Below are 24489 nucleotides of genomic sequence, written 5' to 3'. Positions count from 1 at the left end.
AGCCGGCTTTCACTAGGTATGGTATCAACTGGCCATAACTTCTTCCAAAGGTATCTTAAGCACCTTGGTCAATTGAAAAATTTTTGTCGCATTGGGATAATGTTTACCAGATTCCCAATAATTATAAGCGCTTTGGCTTACTCCTACGGCACTGGCTACTTGTTGTTGGGTAAGTTGTAAAGATTGCCTTGATTTTATCAAAGCAACAGAAAATAAATGTTTGGTTTTCATACTTTTGGTTGGTTAGGTTACACTTAATAGGTCAAATGTTTCGAATTGATTGATAAATTACAAATGCAGATAAAAAAAATATCATATTTTATGATTTTTTTGATATTCACCCCACATCTAATGCAAAAAAATAGCCTGAAATGAGAATTTCAGGCTTATTAGTAAAATCAATAATTTGGTATTGATGCAATGTCACCACTACTTGATTTGATATTTATATTTATACCTTTCAAACAACTGGGTATGTTTGTTCTGTAAATCTATAGCTCTGCCTTGTATAAATGCATGAGTCAAAACACTGGATTTCATATCCAATAAATCCCCTTGACAAATCAAGATATTAGCATCTTTACCATTTTCAATACTTCCAGTTTTTTTATCTACTCCTAAAATCTTGGCTGGATTTAAGGTAATAACCTGCAATGCCTCCTCTTTCGTCAAGCCATAAGCTGCTAAAGTTCCTGCCATAAAGGGCAAATTTCTTTGCTGGGTATATCCATCACCTGAATCTTGGCTAATACTAACTAAAACACCAGCTTTATATAAAATAGCCCCTGTTTTATAAGGCTGATCTACGGCATCATCTTCTGTAGCTGGTAAACTGTGAGGCTCAGAAAGGATAACACTCACCTGGTTTTCCTTTAAAATATCTGCTATCATCCAACTATCCGCTCCACCTGCTATGACTAATTTGAAATTAAACTCTTTGTTTAATTCGATAGCCGCTAGCATTTCCTTCACTAAATCACAATGAATGTAGAGCGACTGGCTGCGATCAAATAATCCTTTAACTGCCTCAAACTTCAAATTAACCTCTGCATGGGATTTTTCACTCAAATAGGCTTTGGCTTCCCTAAAAAAGCCTTTTGCCTGCTCAATGCGTGCTAAACCCGCTCTGACAGGATCTCCGTTGGCCGCTCCCCTTCGGCTTATGGTATTACTAGGTCGATTAATCAAGGCTGGCATGGTCATATGTATTCCTTCATCTACCAAATAAGCCGCATCTTCCCAGTTCCAAGCATCCAATTGTACTACACTGGAGCTACCAGTTATCAATCCTCCTTGTGGTACAATTTGTGCCATTAAAATACCATTCGTTCGTAAGGTATTAATCACTTTACTATCTGTATTATATGCTACCAATGAGCGAACATTGGGATGGATATCTCCTAACTCGGCATAGTCTAGAGTAGCTCTAGTGGAGCTTACTTCTACCAAACCCAAGTTCGTATTGGGTGCTATGATACCAGGATAAATATGTTTTCCTGTGGCATCAATATGCTCTACGTCAGTTCCTAAGCTAGGAGTGCCGTTTTCTATTTTCAATTTCCCCTTCTCAATGATCACATTACCCGATGTAATCACCTGCCCATTTCCGACGTGGATGGTGGCTCCTGTAATCACTATTTTCTTTGATTGAGCAGGAGCAGGATGCATGGTTTCCTGTGCTTGAAGCCCCAAGGAAATCATACTTATTATAGCTATGAATATTTTTTTCATATTGATGTCTATTAGTTTTCAGTCAAAACCATACGAGATTGAATACGCTCCCAAAGGCTTTTGTCGTGTTGATGATCTTCTTCGCAATTATTTAACTCTTTGAAGGTGGGTGCAGCCGGACGTGTACTGGCTCCTCCCTTTTTAGCATTTGCCATTTTTTGAACCAAGCGCTGTTTTTCTGCTTTCAAATTCGCTTGTAAAGTCGCGTCCAAGTCACGATCAAAAACAATCATTCCGTCTACAATCGTCTTTTCAGATTTGGCATAAATACTCAATGGATGCGCAGACCACAGCACTAAGTCGGCATCTTTTCCTTCTTTAATACTTCCCACTCGATCAGCCACATGCAACATCTTAGCTGGATTCAGAGTAACCATTTTTAAGGCATCCTCCTCACTCATTCCTGTGTATTTCACAGATTTAGCGGCCTCTTGATTCAATCGTCGAGCCATTTCAGCATCATCTGAATTGATGGCTACATTTACACCATTCTTTTGCATCAAATAAGCATTTTGAGGAATAGCGTCTAATACTTCCATTTTATAATTCCACCAATCACTGAAAGTCGAGGCATTGGCTCCATGCTGTTTCATTTTATCCGCAACTTTATACCCTTCTAAGATGTGAGTAAATGTATTTACGGTAAAATTAAAGCTCTCTGCTACCTTCATCATAGAATTAATCTCACTCTGCACATAGGAGTGACATGTAATAAATCGCTTCTTATTTAGAATCTCCAACAAGGTTTCTAATTCCAAATCAATTCTTTTTCCTGGCCCTAATTTTTCATATTCCCTAGCCCGAGTAAATGCATCAATCAAGACTTGCTCTACCCCCATTCTAGTATCTGGGAATCGGTTATTAGCGGTATTGTAAGAACGTTTCACGTTTTCACCCAAGGCAAACTTGATAAATGGATCCCAATTAGCAAACTTCATTTGCTCGGCGTTTTGTCCCCAACGAAATTTGATTAATTGGGTTTGACCACCGATCGTATTACAACTTCCGTGTAAAATATGGCTACTGGTCACGCCTCCACTTAATTGCCTATAAATTTCTACATCTTCTGGATCAATCACATCGGCCACGCGCACTTCCGCAGTTACAGATTGTGAACATTCATTGATACCTCCGGTGGCTGCCACATGGGAGTGTTCATCAATGATACCCGCCGTTACGTGCTTATTGGTTCCATCAATTACCTTGGCACTTGCATCCTTTAAATTTTTACCAATCGAGACAATTTTTCCATTCTTAACCAATACGTCCGTCTCCTTTAAAATTCCTTGTTTTTCATTGGTCCAAACAGTGGTATTTTTTATTAATATATTTTCCTGTTTGGGCTTACTCTTTTGACCAAAACCATTAAATGGATAAACCAAAGCGCCTAAGGATTCATCTTCTGTTTTCTTTTCCTTTTTATCTGATTTTGCCTCTTCCATAGCCCCCTCACGAGTAGCTTTCCAACTAACCCAATCTCCTGAGGCTAATTGTCCTGTACCAAACCAATTAGACCCTTGTTGAGTACCAGTCAAACGAACCCTTTTGCCTGCGTCTGCTTTCTTGCTAAATACTAAATTGACTAATTGATCTTTTTGGCTTAATTCAACCTGGATGGTATCGGCACCTTGTAAAGTAGCTTTTAAATCCGATTTGACTACCAAAGTATATTTTTCAGGTCCTAATTGGAAGGCATATTTCCCACTTAAATTTGACCAGGCGTCAATCTGTACGCCATAGCCAATTCCTTGGACCCAGTTCTCGACCATTTGGGTTTTATCTTGAAATATTGGACCCGTTGTAATTAAGAAATTGGCCAATTTCCCTGATTCTAAAGTACCTACTTGGTCAGCAATGCCCAAAAGCTGTGCAGGTGTGGTAGTCAAGGCTTCCATTGCTTTCTGCTCCGAAAGGCCCATTTGAATTGCCTTTTTTAGGTTGGCAAGGAAAGAAGTTGTTTCCCTTAAACCGTGTGTTGTAAGGGCAAAAGGAATGCCTGCCTTTTCAAAAGCCGCTGGATTGGTTGGAGCTAACTCCCAATGCTTTAATTCAGCCACATTCACAAAACGAGCGTCGGTTGGATCTTCCAAATCCATCGCTTGAGGAAAAGCTAAAGGCAAAATGAAGCTCGCTTGTGTTGTTTTAATATCTTCCATGCGCTGGTACTCATCACCTGCCGCTTTGATGATATATTGTATACCAAATTCATCTCCAATCTTGTCTGCACGTAAAGCCGACCATTTATCACTTACTTCAAAAATTTGAGGTAAAGACAAATGCTCATTAAAAGAGGACAAACTCAGGTTTAAGCCTTCTTTTACAGGTTTGGATTTATACCATTGGGCATCTAAAAAATTCTGCCTTAATAAAGCCACGCTCCCCATCAAGGAAGTTGGATAATCTTGGGTAGATGAACCTTTGCTAAAAGAATAATGAGCCGAGGCCTTTTCTTTTAAAATAACCAAGTTTTCTTTCTGATTAGCCAAGCTCACAATCGCACCAGCTCCTCTAGAAATTCCATCCATTTGATGCGTCAGTACCACTCCAAAACCTGCTTGTCGCAATTCATTTGCTTTGGCTTCATTGACATTAAATAATTTCACGTGGGCTACCTCCGACTTTAAAGCTTGATTCCAAGAATAAGGCCCTTTGGTATTGGATAACATTTGAGATGGAGCTCGGTAACTTGCTCCTCCACTGGAAATGGCTGGAGTTCCATAATCGGTATACATATCGATAAAGGAAGGATAAATAAACTTCCCTTGGCAATCTAGCACCACGGCTTCCTTGGGGATTGGTATGTTAACTCCTACTTGCTCAATTTTCCCTTGACGAATGATTAGGGTGGCATCAGTTAAGGTAGTTTTAGTATCCTTCACAATGGTTGCATGAGTGAAAGCATAGTATCCTTTTCTTGGATTGGCCACATCATTGAGTGGATAGGTTGTTTGGCCAAATATGGGGATAATAATGAGCCAAAGGTAGGCTAAAGCCCCCCAGGTAAAAAGGTGTTTCATGTTAAGTTTATTAATGAATTTTAAAGGTATTGAATGCTTAGAGTTTTATTAACCTGTATTGACATTCAATTGTTTTTAAGTCGAACTTGTTTTTTGCCATAATATTTGGCTATGCATTTACACCACAAGTGACTTGAGTCGCTAGAAATTTCCTCATTAAATAAAAAGGCAGATTTAGTTTGAATAGCAGGTATCTCCACCTGAGCCTCAGTAGTTTGTTGGATTGCATCAAACCTTGCTTTTTGCTCTTTGGCAAATTGAAAAGCAGTCCCTGAACTAATTTCAGCGGCCATCAGTCGAGCACTTTTACTGTAATGCATATTGGGCAAAATTAGTAGCATGATCAAAACTTGGACGGGGAATTTAAACTTTTCTGGAAGTGTCCATGCTATTTTTTGGTGTAGGATAAAACTAGAATAGCCTGAAGCCATCAACAAATACATAAACAATAGACTCAAAGTACGGTTAGGAATTCCTGATTCATCTAAAGCTAAAGAAATAGGCAAAAAGCTCAAATAATACCCCAAAGCAAATATACCCATCAAACCTAGAAAGCTAGCCCAAGAGATCACTGATGCCTTTTTTTGACCTGTACCAAATAAGATAATCCAAAGATTCATTAGCCAAAAAAGAGGCTCTTTTGAAAATAAAATAAGCTGTTTTCCTGCACTTTTAGCCGCCTCCACCAGGCCGTCGATGAGGGCAATATGTTTAGTAGCACGTATGGCATTTCCTGGAGCCAAAATGACCAATGCCAAACCAATGACCCAGACGATTCCCAAAAGCCAAAGTTCTGGTTCTATCTTTTTGATTTTTATCAGTCGATATAGCTGTAAACACCCGAATACAGTTGAAAAGAAAATCATGGTGATTTCACTACTACCAATTAGAAAAAATAGCACGAGGGGCAAAAGGAAAAAACGAATCACTTTCGCTTTTTCAAAATAATAAAGGTTGAAAAACAGGATGACCACCTGAAAAGAAAGTGGGTAAAAGAGCCCAGAAAACCAAAAATACCATTCATAAAAGCCTGGAATGGTATACCATCCTATGGCTTGAAAAACCAAAGCACTCCAAAGTACCTTGGAACTGTGCCAAGATTGCTGATAGATGTTTTTAAATAAATATAGTGCATTGGCCAATCCCAGCACCATGAGCAGCCAAGTTCCCCATTTGAAATAGCCGAAATCTGGACTAAAAATTAATGGATTGAGGTGTAACATGATGTTGCCAAAATAGCGCCCACTCCACCCGATATAATATTGATAGGCACCTCCAAAAACTCCATATTCTTTCCCAACCCAGGCAAAACAAAAATCGTCGGTAATATTGGGGCCGTTAGCTAATGCCATAGTCCCCATCAGATAGACCATCATTCCCCAAAAAATAAAGCCTAAGGAAAGAAGAGTAAGGGATTTAATCCGAGCTTTGGATAGGTTAGTTTGGGACATGTTTGAAAATATAGAACCCTGTAAAAGACAGGTATGTGGTAAAAATACGGATAAAAATCAAAAAAATTAAACCCTTGAAGAGTTTGAATCAGGATCTCATAATAAGAAAATGAACCACACCGGGGAATAAATTAATGGCGTATTGCACGGAAAGGAATGAATAAATTTAAAAATATTGATACCTTGTACAGGGTTTCCTAAATATATTTGTCAGAAGTTTTCAGCTAGGGAAAGAAAAGCATATCCATGATTCATCGAATTTTAATTTTTTGTTGCCTCTTAAGTTTTTGTATTAAAACAGAGTTGAGTGCCCAAAAAATTGGTGATTTTGTATTCAATAAATTACCTCAGAATTATCACTTTTATCCTAGGGACGATAAAAACAAAGCTGATATTCCTATCGTAGCCGATATTACTAATAAATCCATCACGGCGGTTTCAGTGAAGATTTTTAGAAATGGAAACTTATTTAAATACGACAAAACAGCCTTAACAGCCGGCAATCCTTATAAAAACAAATTTAGTATCAATGCGGAATTAGCAGAATATGACGTTGAGGTCTATCAATTCATTGGCTTAGATTCTAGCTTGGTTGTCAAAAGGAAAAACATAGTCGCAGGAGATGCCTTTTTAGTGAGTGGGCAATCCAATGCCTGGATTGGTCCCATTGATGATAAAGTATTTCAAGGAGAATATTTAAGGTCCTTTGGGGCGGTTCAAGCTCCGGATAATTATGGTCCATATAAATTAGCCGATACCTTGTGGTCTTTGGCAACCGATCAAGCCAGAGTAGGCCCATGGGTTTCTGAAATTGCTAAATACTTAATTGAGTCCGAAAAAATCCCTTTTTGTTTTATTAATTCTGCTGCCGGTGGCTCCAACATCGATTTCCATTTAATCCTAGATGGTGATTTAAAAGCTCCTTATGGTGGAAATATCATGCTCTACAAAGCCATAAAAGCGGGGGTAATTGATAAGGTGCAGGCCATTATTTACCGACAAGGTGAAGCAGAATCTACCCTTCCGGCGGGCAGTCCTTTCGACTGGTGGTGGAAATTTGATCAGTTAAAAACGAAGTATAAGAAGTATTTCCCCAGTGCTAAGTATGTTTTTTGTCCTCAGACTAACGTTTATGAATTCCAATATTCACCCGCTGCTTTAGTAAGAGAAAACCAACGTGCCCAATATACGAATGACCTATATGTTAAGTCATTTGCGACTGTTGGAACCAAGCAATTTGATGGTTTACACTATGGAAATGAAGGTTATCGCCAAAGTGGATTTGAACAATTCCGAATCATTTCTGCGGAAATTTATAAGCGCCCTTGGGATAAGCAAGTTTATAGTCCGAATGTGGTTAAAGCCTATTTCAAATCAAAATCCGAAACAAGGAAGTTGTACTTGGAATTTGAGCAAGGTCAAATAATGGTGGCTCCTACTGATACCACCTTTATAGATCCAACAGGAAAAACTCAAAAGCGCATCATGAAAGATAATTTCTTTTATGATGGTATTAATGCGGTAAGTGCCGCCAAGTACATAGACAACATCGAAGTGGAAGGGAATAAGGTCATTCTTAACTTAAACCAAGAATACCCAAGCGAGATTATCAGTTATCTACCAGATTATTTTAGGGAGTTTTATAATTTCAATAAAGCACCATTCCCGGGGCCTTTTCTTAGAAATAAGGCTGGTATGAGAGCTTTTGCTTTCTCGGGAATTCCCATTGTGCGCCTAGATCAAAACTTTGATTTTAGTATAGGACCTAATCCAGCAGTAGATAACATTACCATCCGCTGGCAAAATATGTCGACTGGTACTTTAAAAATCTATGACATGAAAGGTAATATAGTTTTTGAAGACACCTACCTAGCTGTTTTTTTCAAGGTGGTGGATTTATCCAAATTACCTGCGGCTAATTACTTTTTGAGTACCACGGGGCTTGATGGCTCAACTATCACCAAGCGCTTAGCGATAGTTAAATAGAGCTTTATCGAATTTCATTGACATCATCAATGAAAAAGCAATGCTCATGTCTTTGCATGCCAATTTTAGGATAATAGCCTTGAGCTGCAGGAGCCGCTAACAATATTAATTTGGCCCTAGGGTGTAATTTTTTCACTCGAATCAGTAATTCTTTTCCAATTCCCTGATGTTGAAAGTCAACATCAACGGCTAAATCTGCCAAATAGGTGGTGTAAACAAAATCCGTCATTCCTCTGGCTAAGCCCACTAATGTATCTCCATCATAAGCCCCCACATAAACGTTAGCATGATCTAGCATGGTTTGCATGGCAGCGATATCGTGCATAGGTCTTCTTTGTCCTAAAGTAGACCTTTCTAAAATGGCCATAAAATCCTTTAGTTCAATTATTGGATTTTCTCGGTAGCTAATTTCCATTTGATATACATTTTATTCATTCTAATCTAGTTTCAGCCTTTGTGTAGCATTTTACCAAATCATTAAAAAATGATTTCAGGATTCATTTATTTAAAAATGCTTGTAAATTGAACAATCAAAACCTTTCACTATGAAAATACATTTTTCTAAAAGCCTTTTTTTAGGCTTAGCCTGCTCATTCTTGATGGGTCACCCAATGCTGGGCCAAGGTAGCAGCAAATTACAACAAGATTTACAAAAAAAGAGGGTAAGACTACCTAATGGCTGGAAATTATCCCCCCATGGAAAATCTCTTTCCCTAGGTGATTTGCCACTAAATTTAGCGGTAACGGCCAACAAACAATGGATGGTGGCGACTAATAATGGCCAAAGCATACAAAGTTTACAATTAATCGATACTCAATCGAACGAGGTAGTACATAGTGTAGAAGTAGCCAAATCTTGGTACGGCTTAGCTATTTCAAAAGACAATAAAACTGTTTATGCCTCCGGTGGGAATGACAATAAAGTGTTAAAGTTTGAAATAAGTAATAAACAACTCGTTGCGAAGGGTTCTATTTCATTAACGGATAAAGCAAAAGACATCATATCTCCAACAGGCATGGCTTTGGATGATGAACGTGGAATATTATATGTTGTATCCAAAGACAATAATAAACTCTATTTGGTGGATGTTCGTCAGAATAAGGTAAGCGAATCATTTGCCTTACCTGCTGAAGGATTTACGTGTATATTAAGTCCCAATAGAGAAAAATTGTATATCTCCATTTGGGGAGGTGCTCAAGTGCTTCCTTTTAATTGCCAGTCAAAAAGCTTTGACAAAGGCATAGCCGTAGGCGATCACCCAAATGAGATTTTATTGACCAAAGATGGTAAAACTTTGTTTGTAGCAAATGCCAACGATAATTCAGTTTCTGTAATCAATACAAGCAATCATCAAGTAATAGAAGTATTAAATGCTGCCTTATTTCCAAATGCTTTAGAGGGTTCTTCTACTAACGGATTAGCCCTATCAGAGGATGAGGAAAGGCTATATATTTCAAATGCAGACAATAACTGCTTGGCAGTATTTGAAGTGGAAAAGCCTGGAAAATCTAAATCATTAGGCTTTATTCCTGTAGGTTGGTATCCTACCGCCGTCAAGGTAATTGGAAAAACAGTCTACGTGGCCAATGGAAAAGGATTTTCTTCCTTTGCCAACCCCAAAGGACCAAATCCATTAGCTAAAATTCAAAAAGTAACCTACCAGCAAGCAGATAATGAGAGAAAGGCAAAAGTAGAATACATTGGAGGCTTAATGAAAGGGACAATGTCTTTATTTCAAGAGCCAACAGGTGCTGAATTAGCTATAATTTCCCGTGCTGTGTATACCAATACACCCTACAATAAGCAGATTGAACTTCAAGCCAAAGGGGAAAAAGGGAACCCCATACCTTCCCGAGTTGGAGGAAAGTCACCCATTAAATATGTGTTTTATATTTTAAAAGAAAACCGCACCTACGATCAGGTATTAGCTGATGTCAAGGGTGGTAATGGCGATTTATCTTTACTTTTATTTGGAGAGAAAGTTACTCCTAACCAACATAAATTAGTGAAAGACTTTGTCTTACTCGATAATTTTTATGTAGATGGAGAAGTGAGTTCGGACGGCCACAACTGGTCTACTTCAGCTCATGCGACGGATTATTTAGAAAAAACATGGCCAACGGGTTATGGCGGAAGAGGAGGAAAATATGACGGAGAGGGGAATCGCAGCATTGCTAATCCTAAAAATGGATTTATTTGGGATTACTGCAAAAGAGCAGGTGTTTCATATAGAACTTATGGAGAATTTGCAGATGATTTCAAACCCAATATCCCGTCCATTGCTGGGCATTTTTGTCCAGATTTTCCTTCTTTCGACCAGAAAATCATGGATACGCTTCGTTTCCATCGTTGGAAAAAGGATTTTGATGCCTTATTAGCCAAAAACCAGGTTCCTCAATTTAATTCATTGAGATTCCCGAATGACCATACGGAAGGTCAAAAACTGGGTTCTTATACGCCTACAGCCTTTGTGGCAGAAAATGACTATGCCATTGGTTTATTCGTAGAGCATCTATCAAAATCTAAAATTTGGAAAGAAACTGCCATTTTTATCGTGGAAGATGATGCTCAAAATGGATCAGATCACGTAGATGCACACCGAACTACGGCTTATGTTGCGGGAGGTTTTGTTAAAAGAGGTTTTGTAGATCATACTCCTTATTCTACTTCTTCTATGTTGAGAACCATGGAATTAATCTTAGGATTACCCCCAATGAGCCAGTATGATGCCGCAGCTACGCCGATGTATAGATGCTTTACTTCCAAAGCCGATCTTAGACCTTTCCAACATATAGCTCCTCAAGTAGATATTTTTGAGAAGAACAAAGCCGATACAGAAAGTGCTCGATTAAGTGAAAAACTAGATTTTTCTAAGGAGGATGCTATTCCTGATTTAGTATTAAATCAAATTATTTGGAAATCAGTACATGGCGAGCATTCTGAAATGCCAGCTCCACGCCGAGCAGCCATTTTAAATACGAAAGAAGACGATGAGGATGAGGATTAAAATTTTCGTTTATATTTTTTTGATTTTAATGAGCCAAAGGGTGTCGCTATTTGCACAAAAAAATGCTAGCGACACCTTACAGAATATCGTTGTCAGTGCCAGTAGAAGCGCCCAAAACGCCCTAAAATCACCGTATTCCATTCAAGTTTGGACAGATTCTTCAATCCAACAAAAAAGTGCCAGGACTAGTCCTGAGCTTTTAATGAATATGCCAGGCATTTTCCTTCAAAAAACCAATCATGGAGGAGGTTCTATGTTCGTGAGAGGACTAACGGGGAATCAAACCCTTTTGATGCTTGATGGCATCAGATTTAATAATTCCACTTTTCGGTATGGGCCTAATCAATACCTTAATACCATTGACCCCTTCACGCTGGAAAAAGTAGAAAGTGTCATGGGTTCTGGTGCAGTGCAATATGGCTCAGATGCTTTAACGGGAGTTATTCATCTATATAGCCAAAGGCCACAATTTAGTTCGAATCCCTCTTTACAAGTTAACTTACAATCGCGTTGGGCAAGTAGTGACATGGAAAATTCCTATCAAGGAAAAATCATGTATAGTGAGAAAAAATGGGGATTATTGGTTGCTGGATCTAGTAAAAAATTTGGTGATTTAATCCGCGGAAATCAATTAGGAGCACAAAGTCCAAGTGCTTATCGAGAGGGTTCATACATGTTAAAGTTTAGGCATCAAGCAAGCAGATTTTTTGAATGGGAGATCGGTCACCAACAATTGGTTCAATCCAATGTGCCCGTTTATCATAAAATAGTCTTGGAAAACTTTGCCATTAATGAGATGGAAAAGCAAAAATATGAACGTGTCTATTGGAAAGGAATTGTTACGACCCAACAAGCTTGGGCAAAAAAAATTATAGGAACTTTAGCCTATCAGTCTAGTTTAGAAAACCGAAGAGCACAGAAAAATGGCAGTAGTATATTACGGGTTGAATCTGATCAAGTGAATACACAAAGTGTGAGTATCGATATTGAAAGCCAATGGAGCAAGTATTGGTCTTCTACCTCAGGTTTTGAAATATACCATGATGGAGTAGGAAGCTCAAGGGCCGACATCAATCAAAATACCCTAAAAAACACTCCTTTGAGAGGCCTTTATCCGGATCAATCGAAATATGAGCAGAGCTCCATTTTTTCTTTACATCATATCCGAATTCCCCATTACCAAATTGAGTTAGGCTTACGATGGCATCAAGTCAAAGCCACCTTACCAGATACCACCTTAGGCTTAAGCATTGTTCAAAACCAAGCTATGGTTTATACTGCCGGGATAAGTAGATTTTTAGGCCATAATTCTTCCATTTTTATATCTAGTAGTTCTGGATTTCGTTCTCCTAATTTAGATGATTTAGGAAGCTTAGGAATTGTTGATTTTAGGTATGAAAAACCCGCTTACCAATTAAAACCTGAGTACTCTTTAAACTTGGAAATGGGTTATAAATTTGAAAATTATCGTTTTCGTCAACAAGTTTCTGTTTTTAGAACTAGCCTAAGCAATTTAATTACGCGCGTGAAAACATCTGCCGTCATACAAGGATATCCTGTTTACGAAAAAAGGAATGTGGAAGAGAGTTATTTAGCAGGTGGAGAATGGTCAGGATTATATAAAATCAATCCAAAAAGTGCTTTACAAGGACAATTATCCTATGTTTTTGGTCAAAATTTGACACAAAATGAACCTATGCGCCGAATCCCCCCCTTGCATGGATCTATTCAATATTTGATTCAAACGGGTCGATTTACTTCCCAAATAGAACATGTTTTTGCCCTTAGTCAAAACCGCTTAAGTACCGGTGATAAATCGGATAATCGGATGAATCCTTTAGGTACTGCGGGCTGGGGGGTGGTCAATTTACAAACAACCTATTCACGTAAGCATTGGCAATTAAGTCTTCAGCTTCAAAATTTAGGTGATGTAGATTACCGCATGCATGGCTCTGGCATCAATGGCGTAGGTAGAAGCATCTGGGGACAGTTTCAGGTATTTCTTTAGAATGAAGAATGTAGAATGAAGAATGTAGAATGTAGAATGTAGAATGTAGAATTATTATGGGTATACATACTCTCTAGGTGTAGTACTTCTATTTTCCAGCTAATCCCAAAATATACATTCTACTAAATAAAGCCGCAAGCGGAAAGAATCAACTATTGCTAGAACTGAACAATAGGGAAAAATCTACATTCTTCATTCTACATTCTACATTCTACATTCTTCATTCTACATTCTACATTCTACATTCTACATTCTACATTCTTCATTCTTCATTCCCTACAATATTCTCACTTTTTTCCCCTTAGCAATGTTTATTTCCTGAGATTTTCCATTGACAAATAATGAAGTTTTACCACCTGGAACACCTTTGATGAATAATTGTACCACTTTACCATTTTTCCAGGCCATATCAATTTCAAATCCACCTCTGGCTTTTAATCCTTTCACCTCTCCTTCTACTTTCCATTCGTCTGAAATAGCAGGCAAAAGATAAATTTTATTCATGTCGGATTGTACTAACATCTCTGCTACAGCGGCCGCTCCTCCAAAGTTTCCGTCTATTTGGAAAGGAGGATGAGCATCAAATAAATTCGGGTAGGTTCCACCTCCACGGCGATACTCAATTTTAACACCGTCGGGTTCAACATACTTCAACAACTCACGGTACATTTTATAGGCATGATTTCCGTCTTTTAATCTAGCCCATAAATTAATCCGCCATCCTTTAGACCAGCCCGTTGTTTCATCTCCTTTTATTTCCAAGGTTCTTTTAGCGGCATCGGTTAATTTAGGCGTATTTTCCACGGTAAGATGGGTTCCTGGAAATAGTCCAAATAAGTGACTTTGATGTCTGTGAGTAGGTTCAACATCTTCCCAGTCAAAATACCATTCTTGCAAGTTCCCTTTTTTACCCACTTGATAAGGGTACAATTTCTTGATGGCATCCTGAAGCTGTTGACTGAAAGCCGTGTCTTGTTTTAAAATTTTATCTGCCTCAATCAGGTCTTGAAAAAGCTCACGAATCATCGCCAAATCGGCAGCTCCTCCATAAACTGTTTCTCCTTGGTATCCGCTAGGTGTGATGTAGCGGTTTTCTGGAGAAGTGGATGGAGAAGTAATTAAGTTTCCATTCTTATCTTGAATTAGCATGGCCAAACAAAATTCAGCTGCACCTTTCATCAGGGGATAAGCCTTTTCTTTCAAGAACTTTTGATCTTTAGTAAAACTATAATGTTCCCATAAATGGGTTGCTGCCCAAGCGCCACCCATGTACCAGTTAGCCCAACTAGGTGAACCGTTTCCAAAATCTCCTACAGGATTTGTCATCGCCCAGATGTCAGAATTATGGTGCACTGTCCAGCCTGGAGCATCATAAAATGTTTTGGCCGTGATTTTTCCCGTTTTTTCTAGGTTCTCAATGAAACTTAAGAAAGGAACATGCATCTCCGATAAATTCGTATTCTCGGCAAGCCAATAATTCTCTTCTGCGTTAATGTTCATGGTGTAATTACTACTCCATGGTGGTTGGATGTGTGGATTCCATAAACCTTGTAAATTAGCTGGAACACCAGGAGTTCTGGAACTAGATATCAACAAATAGCGACCAAATTGAAAATACAAAGTCTCTAAATATGGGTCTTTTTCACCTTTGGCATACCTTTTTAATCGGTCATCTGTAGGTAGTTCGGGGGCTTGTTCTCCACCCAAGCGGAGATTCACTCGATTGAAAAATTGTTGGTAATCTTGAATATGTCGAGCGCGCATTTCCACGACTGTTTTTCGACTGGCCACTTGCAATTGTTCTTGGGCAATCGCGTCATCATTTAAACCTTGGCTATTAGGGTTTTTATCAAAGCCATTGAAGCTGGTAGCCAAAGAAACTAAAATGGTGGCTTCTGTGGCATTAGCTAGGCTGACAGTGCTATCCGTTCTTGATACTTGTCCATCTGTGGATTGTAATAAGACATCAGCGGAGAAACGGGTCCCTTGATTTTCTTTAAAAATGATGGGATTCCCTTTTTTTCTGACATAATTAGGTTCTGCTCGAACAGGAGCCACACCTTGAAAATGCAAATGGTTGATCGTAGATTTCGACTTATATTTTAATTGCGAACCAAATCGAACACTAAAGTTGAGTCCTTTGGCTTGAGAACTTTTCAAGTGAATGACTAAAATTTTGTCAGGAGAGGATACAAAATACTCCTTAGAAATAGTTTGATTTCCTGCTTCATATTTTACGGAGGCAATTGCTTTTTCTAAATCCAACTCTCGATAATAATTCTTTACTGGACTTGATTTGAAATCAATGTATAAGTCGCCAAGCGGGGCATAAGACTCAGAAAATTTACCTTGTAATTTTCGAACCAAAGAATCTGCCAGTTTATAGTTTTCGTTTTTCAGCGCCTCTCGAACGGCAGGAAGATGTTTATAAGCTTGCGGATTCATATAAGGATCCATGGGCTCGCCTGACCAAAGAGTGATATCATTTAAATGAATCTTATCGGTTTCTGTGCCACCGTATACAGTTGCACCAATTCGACCATTTCCCAAAACTAGCGCTTCTTCAAAATATTGGGCAGGTTTATTATACCAAAGCTTGAGTTTTTTTGAAGGCGCAGGATTCGCGGGATTTAGCGCAATGGATCCAAAGGTAATTCCACACAAAAGCGCTAGCAGTAAACTTAATTTTTTCATGAATTTGATTAAACTTTATATTGGGCATTAACTCGTTGAACCACGGCCTTCATTTTCTCTAGCCCTGTTTTTGCCACAACTAATGGATCTTGAGCGTAAAGCTGTTTATTAAATAATTCTAAGGAGAGTACTACGGGCTGAGCACTAGGTTTTAGAGCATGTACAATTTTATCAATTGGAGCTTCCCCATCACCTGCATAGATACGATCTGCATCTTTTATTTGTTCAGGCTTGATGGTAGTGACATAGTCATTGATATGAAAAATCTCAATGGAATTTTCTCCAACCAAATGAAGACTTTCATGGCTAGATCCTCCTTTATAAATATGAAATACGTCTAACAATAAACGTGCTTTAGCATGTCCACTTTCTGCTGCTACGAATAGTACATCAGCTACCCGATGCAAATTTTTGGAATGGCCCCACATTTCTAATTGAGGGATTACATTCATTTGTTCTCCCAATTCTAATATCGTTCGGTAACGTTCTGCGGCAGCTTTTAAGTTTAAACCTGCTTCTAAAGTGGCTCCCATTGGAGGAGCAGCAGTACGTTTACAACCTAATTCTGCCAATAAAGCCATTTCTCTTTTTAATTGCTCTATTCCTTTATTACGGGTTGTTGAATCATCCACTATCCATTGAGCAAAGCCAATTGCATTTTCAATACTTAACCCTAGGTCGGAAATACGTTTTTTGGCATCCGCGATGGTTCCTCCTCCAGCTAAGTATTTTTCTAGGGTCGGCATCCAAATTTCCACAGATCGGAAGCCTGCTTGAGATGCCACTTCTAATTCTTTGATAAAACCTAAATTTTGACCCATGATGGTACTTAGGTTTAAACTCAAACGAAAGGTTTTCTTGTTGGGGGTATTTTGGACAGAAGAAAGCTGAGGCAATAGCCCCAAACTAGCAGTAGCACTTGAGGCCTTCAATATGTCCCTTCGACTCATTTTCATAGTAATTACCAGGTTAAAATCAGTTTAGTGATATTATTTGCGCACCTATTTGACAAATGAATGGTAGATTTGTCTACTCAGGTTTATCGATTAAGGTTTGTTTGTGTGGGTTGTCAATTAGGGTTGTCAATTAAGGTTGTCAATTAAGATTTGTCAACTTTTAAAAAGTTGACAAATCTGAGTTAACAAATCTGAGTTGACAAATCTCTAAAGCCTAAAATAAATAGCTAATCTAACAGAAACAAATCTAATCCAATATGTAGATAAAAAAAAGACCCCAACTTTCGTCAGGGTCTTTCTAAAATTGAAGTGGTAGAGCCCGGACTCGAACCGGGGACACACGGATTTTCAGTCCGATGCTCTACCAACTGAGCTACTCCACCTCAATTGCCCGATTGCTTTCGGGATTGCAAAAGTAGGAATATTTTTTAAAAATGGCAATCTCGCAAATAAAAAAAATGAAAAAGCTTGGAATGAGCAATCTGCTTGCTGACCCCAACTCTTTTCCCTATTTTTGAAATATGATCCTAAGAACAGAAAATCTGGTAAAAAAATATGGCCAACGTTTGGTCAATGACCACATTAGCTATCAGGTTGCCCAAGGAGAAATCGTTGGACTTTTAGGACCTAATGGTGCGGGAAAAACAACCTCTTTTTACATCGCTACAGGCTTAGTTAAGCCCAATGAAGGTAAAGTATGGTTGGATGATTTAGATGTCACTCACCTACCCATGTACAAGCGCGCTAGGTTAGGAATTGGGTATTTAGCCCAAGAAGCCTCTGTTTTCAGAACTTTGACTGTTGAAGAAAATATCCTGGCCGTACTAGAAATGACTGCCTTGACCAAAGCAGAACAAAAAGAAAAAACAGAATTACTCTTAGAGGAATTTTCTTTAACGCATGTTCGAAAAAGTTTAGGTCAAGTACTATCAGGAGGAGAACGTAGAAGGACAGAAATCGCGAGGGCTTTGGCCGTAGACCCCAAGTTTATCCTATTAGATGAACCCTTTGCTGGGGTTGACCCCATCGCGGTAGAAGAAATTCAAAGTATCGTTGCCAAATTAAAATACCGAAATATCGGTATCCTAATCACTGATCACAATGTGGATGAAACTCTTTCCATTACGGATCGTGCCTACTTGTTGTTTGAAGGCAGAATCCTGAAAGCCGGCACCCCGCAAGAATTAGCCGATGATGAGCAAGTTCGTCGCCTGTATCTGGGTAAGAATTTCGAATTAAGAAAGAAAAACTAATTAGTTATTAGGGATTAGGGATGTAGAATGTAGAATTTCAATATAAATGAAAAAAGAAACACTAGCCATACATAGTAGCCACTTAAAAGATGAAACGGCGGCGTCCATTGCTGCTCCCATCTTTTTAAGTACCACATTTGAGCGTTCAGAGGATGGAACATATCCCAAAGGGCACATGTATGCTAGAAATTCAAGCCCCAACCGCGAAGTATTAGAAAAAGGTTTGGCCGCACTAGAAGGTGGCGCTAGAGCCTTTGCCTTTGGGTCAGGTTTAGCGGCTGTCAATGCCGTATTCCAATGCCTACAATCGGGAGATCATGTACTTATGCCTTCTGTGGGTTATTATGCGAGCTATAAATTAGCCGAAGAAATCTTGGGTCCTTGGGGTTTGCAGGTATCCCAAGTGGACATGACGGATCTGGCATCCGTTCAAATGGCGATACAGCCCAATACCAAATTGATTTGGGTGGAGTCTCCAGCGAATCCCATGTTAAGTATCAGCGACATCGAAGGAATCTGCCAAATCGCCAGTAAATTAGGCATCAAAGTAGGTGTAGACAATACCTTGGCCAGTCCTATTTTACAGAACCCCATTGCCCTTGGCGCCGATATTGTGATGCATGCGACGACCAAATACATTGGCGGACATTCTGACATATTGGGCGGTGCCATTATTCTAAAAAAAGAGGATGAATGGGCTCATAGAATTCAGCGAGTACAGATTTTAATGGGCGCTACGCCCAATCCGCTGGATTGTTACTTGCTTGCCCGAGGTCTAAAAACTTTGCCCTTGAGGATGAAAGAGCATAGCAAAAATGCCGCCATTTTGGCAGAAAAACTAGAAAAACATCCTGCAATTGAACAAGTGTATTACCCTGGACTTCCTAGTCATCCACAATTTGAATTGGCGAAGAAGCAAATGCCAAACGGACAAAGTGGCATGATCGCCATTCAGCTAAAAGCCTCAGAAAAAGCGACTCAAACGTTTGCTTCTACCCTAGCTTTATTCCAACAGGCGACAAGCTTGGGAGGTGTGGAAAGTTTGATTGAACATCGCAAGTCGATTGAGGGACCGCAAAGTAACACACCTGGAAATTTATTGCGCTTGTCCATTGGCTTAGAACATGTGGACGATTTATGGGATGATTTAAGCGTTGCGTTGGATAAATTATAAAAAGATGATGTTCGATTATTCGAGCATATTAGTAAATTAAGGGTATAGATTCGTAATCCAAAATCGATACAAACTGTTCTATACATGCTTCTTTCTCTTCTACTTAGTTCTTTTATTGGCCTATCAAATCCTTACATCGGTAAAGATACCTTACGTCATACCTCTGTAGATATTAGGGCGGTTGGTTCTACCAATGGTACCAATCCTTTTTGGACCAGAAGTTTACAATATGGTACCGTTCCCGTAGAAAATTCAACTGGGATAATACGTATAAAGAATGGCAAATGGTACAGCCCCAAAAAAGATGTTGACTGGATGTACCAGATTGAAGGAACTGGATGGCTGGGTAAAGAATCCAAATTTTTATTATCAGAAGCTTACCTTGGACTAAAAAAAGGGGCCTTTGAAATTTGGGGGGGATCAAAAAGAGAAGTTATTGGCTTAGGAGACACTACGATGACGGCTGGTTTTTTCATCTGGTCAGGCAATGCCCTTCCATTACCTAAAGTTCATGTAGGTACCCGAAATTATGTGAACGTACTTCATGATTGGGTGGGAATCAATTTCCAATTTGCCCATGGCTGGTTTGACAATCAAGGGTCAATAGGCGATTCTTATCTTCATCAAAAATCTCTTTATTTTCGTTTAGGTCAACCTATTTCAAGTCTTAATCTTTTTGTGGGATTCAACCACCAAGCGCAGTGGGGAGGTAGTAGGCGAGATCCTAAGGGAGGCTTTTATGATGTGTATCCTTCAGATTTTAATGCCTTTACTAAAGTTCTTCTAGGCGCTGGGGAAGGAATACTTCCTGATGATGACGAGAACAATAAATATGGCAATCATTTAGGAAGTTTGGATTTGGGCATACGATATCAAAACGACCAAATGTCGGCCCTACTTTACCGCCAAAACCCTTATGAATCAGATAGAATTTGGTCACTAAATACCATTAATGATGGATTAACCGGACTTTCATTCACCATGAAAGAACCCAATATCATTGAAGGTATAAGTTTAGAATACCTATATACGGGAAACCAAGGTACATACCAGTCTATATTAGGGAGCTTGTTGAATAAACAAGATCATGATTACCCCAATATGGTCAATTATCTAAATGTGCGTGGGCGAGATGGATGGATTTACTCGGGAAGAGGATTAGGTACGCCTTTAATTATTATGGACAAAGAAAGTCAACAAGGAGGCGGACTAAGTTTTGCTTATAATGCAGTGAGGTCCATGTATGTTGGAATTCGGGGGACATTGCCTCAACAAATTCACTGGATGGCAAGGCTTTCATCCACTTCGTATGACTATCCCGTAATCCCAACCAATAATCCAGAAAGTTATTTAAAGCAAATTTCTGCCTCTTTGAATCTACAAAAGCAAGTCAATAAAAAACTGGGACTTAGTATTCAGATTGCTGTAGACCAAGGCGACCGAATCAAAAATACGCTAGGTGGCATGCTAGGAATGAAGTATCGATTCCAATAAATTCTATTCCCAATATTTTTCATTGGCTTTAATGTATTTAAGTAAGCCTTGGGTATATATGACCGATCCTTGGTAGTTTAAATGATTTTTATCTGCTAAGTATTTTGGGTGAGAAATCGCTTGAATAAATGGTGAATCGTAATACCATTTATTGTTCATGGGAATATTTTGAAAGATAGGAACGGTAAATTTCAATTCACTTTTTTCCATAGTGGTTACGGGGAGCAAAAATATTACCCGATAATTACCTTTAACCTGGCCATGTAATAATTCTTGAACCCTCCCCATGACTTCCATGTCAATAGTCCCATTTGAAAATTCCAATAAATCTTTTTCGGAGATAAATGAATCAGTTTTCCTATAACTTGAATTAAAAACTGGGGCAAAACCAATCATTTGATACTTCAATATCCTTTCTTGAGAAAGAATTTGCTTAATGATACTCTGTGTATTATTTAGATATTCCCACACATCGGATTCCCAATTATTCAGAATTCTTGTCACACTCGGACAATCATGAATAAATTCATAGTAAGAATCTGGATAATTGATTAAACCCAGAGTTTGGGCAACGATAGAATTAGGACGATTTTTCTTGTACCTCGAAAGTTCAATAAATAAAACTTTAAACCCCGGTTTGTTTTTAAGATAATTGGCCAAGTACAAATTTTGAGCAAGACTATTTCCTGAAACCCCCACATTGATAGATTCGCATTCATCCAAGGAATCATTCAATAATTGTGTATTTATGCTCCTCATTACTCGACTAGAACCTATGAAAAATATGGTTTTTGAATTACTTTTTATTGAAGCCATTTTTGAAAGTTCTTTAACCTTAGTATTTTGATTTTCGCCTGATAGTTTCGGCAAAACAAATCCAATCAAAATTCCTAAAATCCCGACCCAACATATTATCTTAAATAATGCCTGCATCTAAAATCTTAAATAGTAATTGTCTATCCCTCCTAAAAAAACTCCAAACAGTATAATAAAGGAGCATAAACCTAGATAGAGTATCCGTCGCTTCCAAGTAACCATTGTTCCAAAATATTCATCCATACGAAGGCCTCTAGCGTGCATATGCATAATGTCAACCAGAATAAACATGAAAAGTAATATCCCCATATTCCTTTGGTGTAATTTCAAAATGTCCAGAGGTAAATAATTATCCTTGGAACATAAAGTCCAAAGCTGGCTAAAATTAGGGAAAATAAAAATCACAGCTAAAATGGAACAAAAAAATAAATGATATACTAGTCCAGCAAATTTTGAAATTTGAGTTTGATTAATTTTTTCATTTATTCTCCCAAACTTCTCTAGAATAATCCAGCAACCACTAAGCAATCCCCATAAAAGATATTGCCAGCTAATCCCATGCCATAAGCCAATAAGCACATAGGTTAACAATAGAAGTAGATAAGGCTTAGATCGCCAAAATGTAAACTTGATTTGCCAATAGAAAAAATAATCTCTAAACCATTCATTTAAGGTGATATGCCACCCTTTCCAAAATTCATGTCGGTTCGTAGAAAAATAAACCCGCTTGTGAAAATTATCTTTTAGTCGAATACCAAAGATTTCCGAAATTCCTTGGAAAAAATCAACAAATGAACTGAAGCTAAAATACAAATAAAAGAAGAAGACAAAGCCAATTAACAAAGTCCACCAACCCGCTATTTCACTTCCATTGAGTGAAATTAATAACTGGTTTAATCGCTGTGCCAAAACAAAGTTTTTAAATACACCCCACAGGATCAACCTCATTCCATTCGTAAATGATGCTTCTGTGATTTTTGCTTGTTCAAACTGTTTCTTCAAATAAGTAAACCGATGTAAAGGGCCAGCATGTAATGTGGGGAAATACAGCAAATAAAGCATTAATTTGAAGAAAGAATCTGTCGGCTTAATAAATCTTTTTTTTATGTCCATTAAATAACTTACCGCATTGAAAACAAAAAAACTTAAGCCCACGATTTGCCAAATTTCCATATTTCCCCGAAAATTCAGGTTAAGCGAATCCATGTGATCAATCCACGATTCTTTCAGTTTATATACAATCAAGAATCCAATGAGCAATCCGATGCCGATGCTTTTCCAATAAATTGAAGTTTGAATTTTAATTCCTATTTGAAAGGTAATAGCAGTACCCAATAACAAAAAAAGTAAGGTAAGCGGCATGAAAATCCCAAGTGTGAGAATAGAACTAATTAATAAGGATTTCCATACTTGAATTCTAAAAATGAATATGGAACTAAAAGCAATAAGCAAATAGACGACACTAGAAAAAAGTCCAATTTGCGCCATTTTATTTCAATTTAATCTTGGCACTTTCTAAAGTCCTCATGAATATTTGATTCCCCCATTCTAAAGGTTGTATTGAATCAATTTCAAATTTTTGGAGGAACTCTACCATAGGTTTAAGTCCAAATTCCATTTCTTTTCTAGCAATCAACGCACCTAAACAAAGGTGCGCTCCTGCTCCAAATGCCAGGTGTGGATTAACCATTCTGTTGGGAATAATTTCATCAGGAGAGTCAAATACTTCCTCATCACGGTTAGCACTAGCTACTCCCAAAACAAATCGAGTACCTGCCGAAAAATGCTGACCTTGAATAGTCTCATCATTTTTATTAATTCTAACAGTAAATTGCAAGGGAGAAACGTAACGTATACACTCTTCCGTTAACAACTTGATTTCTTTTTGATTAGCCCGAATTACAAATTCTTTCAAATGGGGATTTGATAATATAGTATAAAGAGTGATGGTTAAATTATCTTTGGAAGTTTCAAAAAATGCCATTAATGTCACCGCCAAAAGAGAGTAATAATCATCCTCTTCAAATTCAAATCCATCTAACTCTTTGATCAAATTAGCCTTAAAATTTGAATCCGCAAATAGCCCTTTACCCTCGATAAAACATTCATTCATTTTAAGATACATTTGTTTTGAAACAAATATATCCTGACTTCTTGCCGCCAGATTAGAGAATTCAACAACTTTCTCCAGACTTGCAAAATCCCTTAATCCAATAAACTGTTTTAAAATATGAAAGATGAAATATTTAGAAAAATCAACAATATCTAATTCCTTATCATCTTCAAAATGGCTTATGCAATCCTGTACCGCCTCCTGAATTAAACGATCAAAATCATAGCTGAATAATACCCTTCCCAAAGCAATTCTCAACTTCCGATGAATATCTCCATTCAAATACATCAGCCACTTACTGGTAGTCTTGGCTAAAAAGGGGCAAGCTGAACTATTCTTAAAAATATAACTTTCTTTACTCTCGAAATAAGTGCCCAAACTACTCACCTCAAAATCCAACGAATCTAAGATGGGCGCAACATCACGGTATCTAAACAACAAAATATTTCCAAAACTGTCTTTCTGGATAGGGTTATGCTGTCGACTTAGCGCATAAATAGGATAGGGATCAGTAAAATAATCAGGAGCAAATGGATTCCATTTTATTGGCGGTTTTCCATCCATACACAGAGTTTATTTATGGTATTATACTCCGAAAATAAGGAAGGATCGACATTTTCCAATTGAAATACACTTTCCATTTCAAAAGAAATAGACACAATAGATAAGGAATCTAAATTAAAATGCTCAAATGGCACATCACAATCAACCTCTTCCTCAGCGATAGACGCCTCTGAGGCAATTTGTGTAATCATCCAATTCTTGAAATTCATTAAATTTTATTTCTA

General features: G+C 38.1%; 17 protein-coding genes and 1 tRNA gene. 6 read left to right on the top strand and 12 right to left on the bottom strand.

All coding sequences use genetic code 11. From position 1 onward, the window contains the following. Positions 1-24: 24 nt before the first annotated feature. From ACST15_RS06405 to ACST15_RS06390, 4 genes are all read right to left on the bottom strand, one after another. Positions 25-231 carry a helix-turn-helix transcriptional regulator gene (locus tag ACST15_RS06405; RefSeq protein WP_109324460.1) on the bottom strand — a complete coding sequence of 69 codons (207 nt, stop codon included), beginning with the start codon at positions 229-231 and terminating at the stop codon, positions 25-27. 198 nt (positions 232-429) lie between these two features. Continuing rightward, on the bottom strand, positions 430-1731 hold the full coding sequence (locus ACST15_RS06400) for an amidohydrolase family protein (protein ID WP_459453863.1): 1302 nt from the start codon (positions 1729-1731) through the stop codon (positions 430-432). Positions 1732-1742: 11 nt separating this feature from the next. Then, positions 1743-4748: an amidohydrolase family protein gene (locus ACST15_RS06395; protein ID WP_459453862.1), complete on the bottom strand. Its 3006-nt coding sequence runs from the start codon at positions 4746-4748 to the stop codon at positions 1743-1745. Between the two features lie 65 nt (positions 4749-4813). Next, a complete protein-coding gene (locus ACST15_RS06390; RefSeq protein WP_459453861.1) occupies positions 4814-6199 on the bottom strand; it encodes a DUF6056 family protein in 1386 nt (461 codons plus the stop codon). 246 nt (positions 6200-6445) lie between these two features. On the opposite strand from ACST15_RS06390, the gene ACST15_RS06385 reads away from it, so the two are divergent. Further along, positions 6446-8185, top strand: coding sequence for a T9SS type A sorting domain-containing protein (locus ACST15_RS06385; RefSeq protein ID WP_459453860.1), 1740 nt, complete (start codon positions 6446-6448; stop codon positions 8183-8185). A gap of 4 nt (positions 8186-8189) precedes the next feature. Here ACST15_RS06385 and ACST15_RS06380 read toward each other — a convergent pair whose 3' ends face one another. After that, on the bottom strand, positions 8190-8600 hold the full coding sequence (locus ACST15_RS06380; protein WP_459453859.1) for a GNAT family N-acetyltransferase: 411 nt from the start codon (positions 8598-8600) through the stop codon (positions 8190-8192). A gap of 130 nt (positions 8601-8730) precedes the next feature. On the opposite strand from ACST15_RS06380, the gene ACST15_RS06375 reads away from it, so the two are divergent. Together ACST15_RS06375 and ACST15_RS06370 are read left to right on the top strand one after the other, a co-directional pair. Beyond that, on the top strand, positions 8731-11193 hold the full coding sequence (locus ACST15_RS06375) for a bifunctional YncE family protein/alkaline phosphatase family protein (RefSeq protein ID WP_459453858.1): 2463 nt from the start codon (positions 8731-8733) through the stop codon (positions 11191-11193). A 40-nt stretch (positions 11194-11233) separates the two neighbouring features. Further along, a complete protein-coding gene (locus ACST15_RS06370; protein ID WP_459453857.1) occupies positions 11234-13201 on the top strand; it encodes a TonB-dependent receptor plug domain-containing protein in 1968 nt (655 codons plus the stop codon). A 276-nt stretch (positions 13202-13477) separates the two neighbouring features. Here the strand turns inward: ACST15_RS06370 and ACST15_RS06365 are convergent, their stop codons facing one another. The 3 genes from ACST15_RS06365 to ACST15_RS06355 form a co-directional block, all read right to left on the bottom strand. Then, entirely contained in the window at positions 13478-15895 is a 2418-nt protein-coding gene (locus ACST15_RS06365; protein WP_459453856.1) for a glycoside hydrolase family 95 protein, read from the bottom strand. Between the two features lie 8 nt (positions 15896-15903). Beyond that, a complete protein-coding gene (locus tag ACST15_RS06360) occupies positions 15904-16851 on the bottom strand; it encodes a sugar phosphate isomerase/epimerase family protein (protein WP_459453855.1) in 948 nt (315 codons plus the stop codon). A gap of 310 nt (positions 16852-17161) precedes the next feature. Continuing rightward, a tRNA-Phe gene (locus ACST15_RS06355) sits at positions 17162-17234 on the bottom strand. A gap of 138 nt (positions 17235-17372) precedes the next feature. On the opposite strand from ACST15_RS06355, the gene lptB reads away from it, so the two are divergent. The 3 genes from lptB to ACST15_RS06340 all read left to right on the top strand — a co-directional run bounded on the left by lptB (position 17373) and on the right by ACST15_RS06340 (position 20772). Next, positions 17373-18104, top strand: a complete 732-nt coding sequence (gene lptB / locus ACST15_RS06350) for an LPS export ABC transporter ATP-binding protein (protein ID WP_223143362.1) — start codon at positions 17373-17375, stop codon at positions 18102-18104. 46 nt (positions 18105-18150) lie between these two features. Further along, positions 18151-19278 (top strand): trans-sulfuration enzyme family protein, encoded by a 1128-nt coding sequence (locus ACST15_RS06345; RefSeq protein ID WP_459453854.1) that lies wholly within the window; start codon positions 18151-18153, stop codon positions 19276-19278. Between the two features lie 84 nt (positions 19279-19362). Then, positions 19363-20772 (top strand): capsule assembly Wzi family protein, encoded by a 1410-nt coding sequence (locus ACST15_RS06340; protein ID WP_459453853.1) that lies wholly within the window; start codon positions 19363-19365, stop codon positions 20770-20772. A gap of 3 nt (positions 20773-20775) precedes the next feature. On the opposite strand, the gene ACST15_RS06335 is transcribed toward ACST15_RS06340, so the two are convergent. The 4 genes from ACST15_RS06335 to ACST15_RS06320 form a co-directional block, all read right to left on the bottom strand. Continuing rightward, positions 20776-21588 carry a hypothetical protein gene (locus ACST15_RS06335; RefSeq protein ID WP_459453852.1) on the bottom strand — a complete coding sequence of 271 codons (813 nt, stop codon included), beginning with the start codon at positions 21586-21588 and terminating at the stop codon, positions 20776-20778. Positions 21589-21705: 117 nt separating this feature from the next. Then, positions 21706-23076, bottom strand: coding sequence for an MBOAT family O-acyltransferase (locus tag ACST15_RS06330; protein WP_459453851.1), 1371 nt, complete (start codon positions 23074-23076; stop codon positions 21706-21708). 1 nt (position 23077) lies between these two features. Next, the gene (locus ACST15_RS06325; protein ID WP_459453850.1) at positions 23078-24265 is read right to left on the bottom strand and encodes a cytochrome P450; all 1188 of its coding nucleotides are present in this window, start codon (positions 24263-24265) and stop codon (positions 23078-23080) included. Beyond that, entirely contained in the window at positions 24244-24474 is a 231-nt protein-coding gene (locus tag ACST15_RS06320; protein WP_459453849.1) for an acyl carrier protein, read from the bottom strand. The genes ACST15_RS06325 and ACST15_RS06320 overlap by 22 nt, the downstream gene beginning before the upstream one ends. Positions 24475-24489: the final 15 nt, after the last annotated feature.

The sequence above is a fragment of the Aquirufa sp. Wall-65K1 genome, assembly GCF_054558475.1.
The sequence above is the reverse complement of the archived record's forward strand: the minus strand, read 5'-3'. Positions and strand labels throughout refer to the sequence as shown.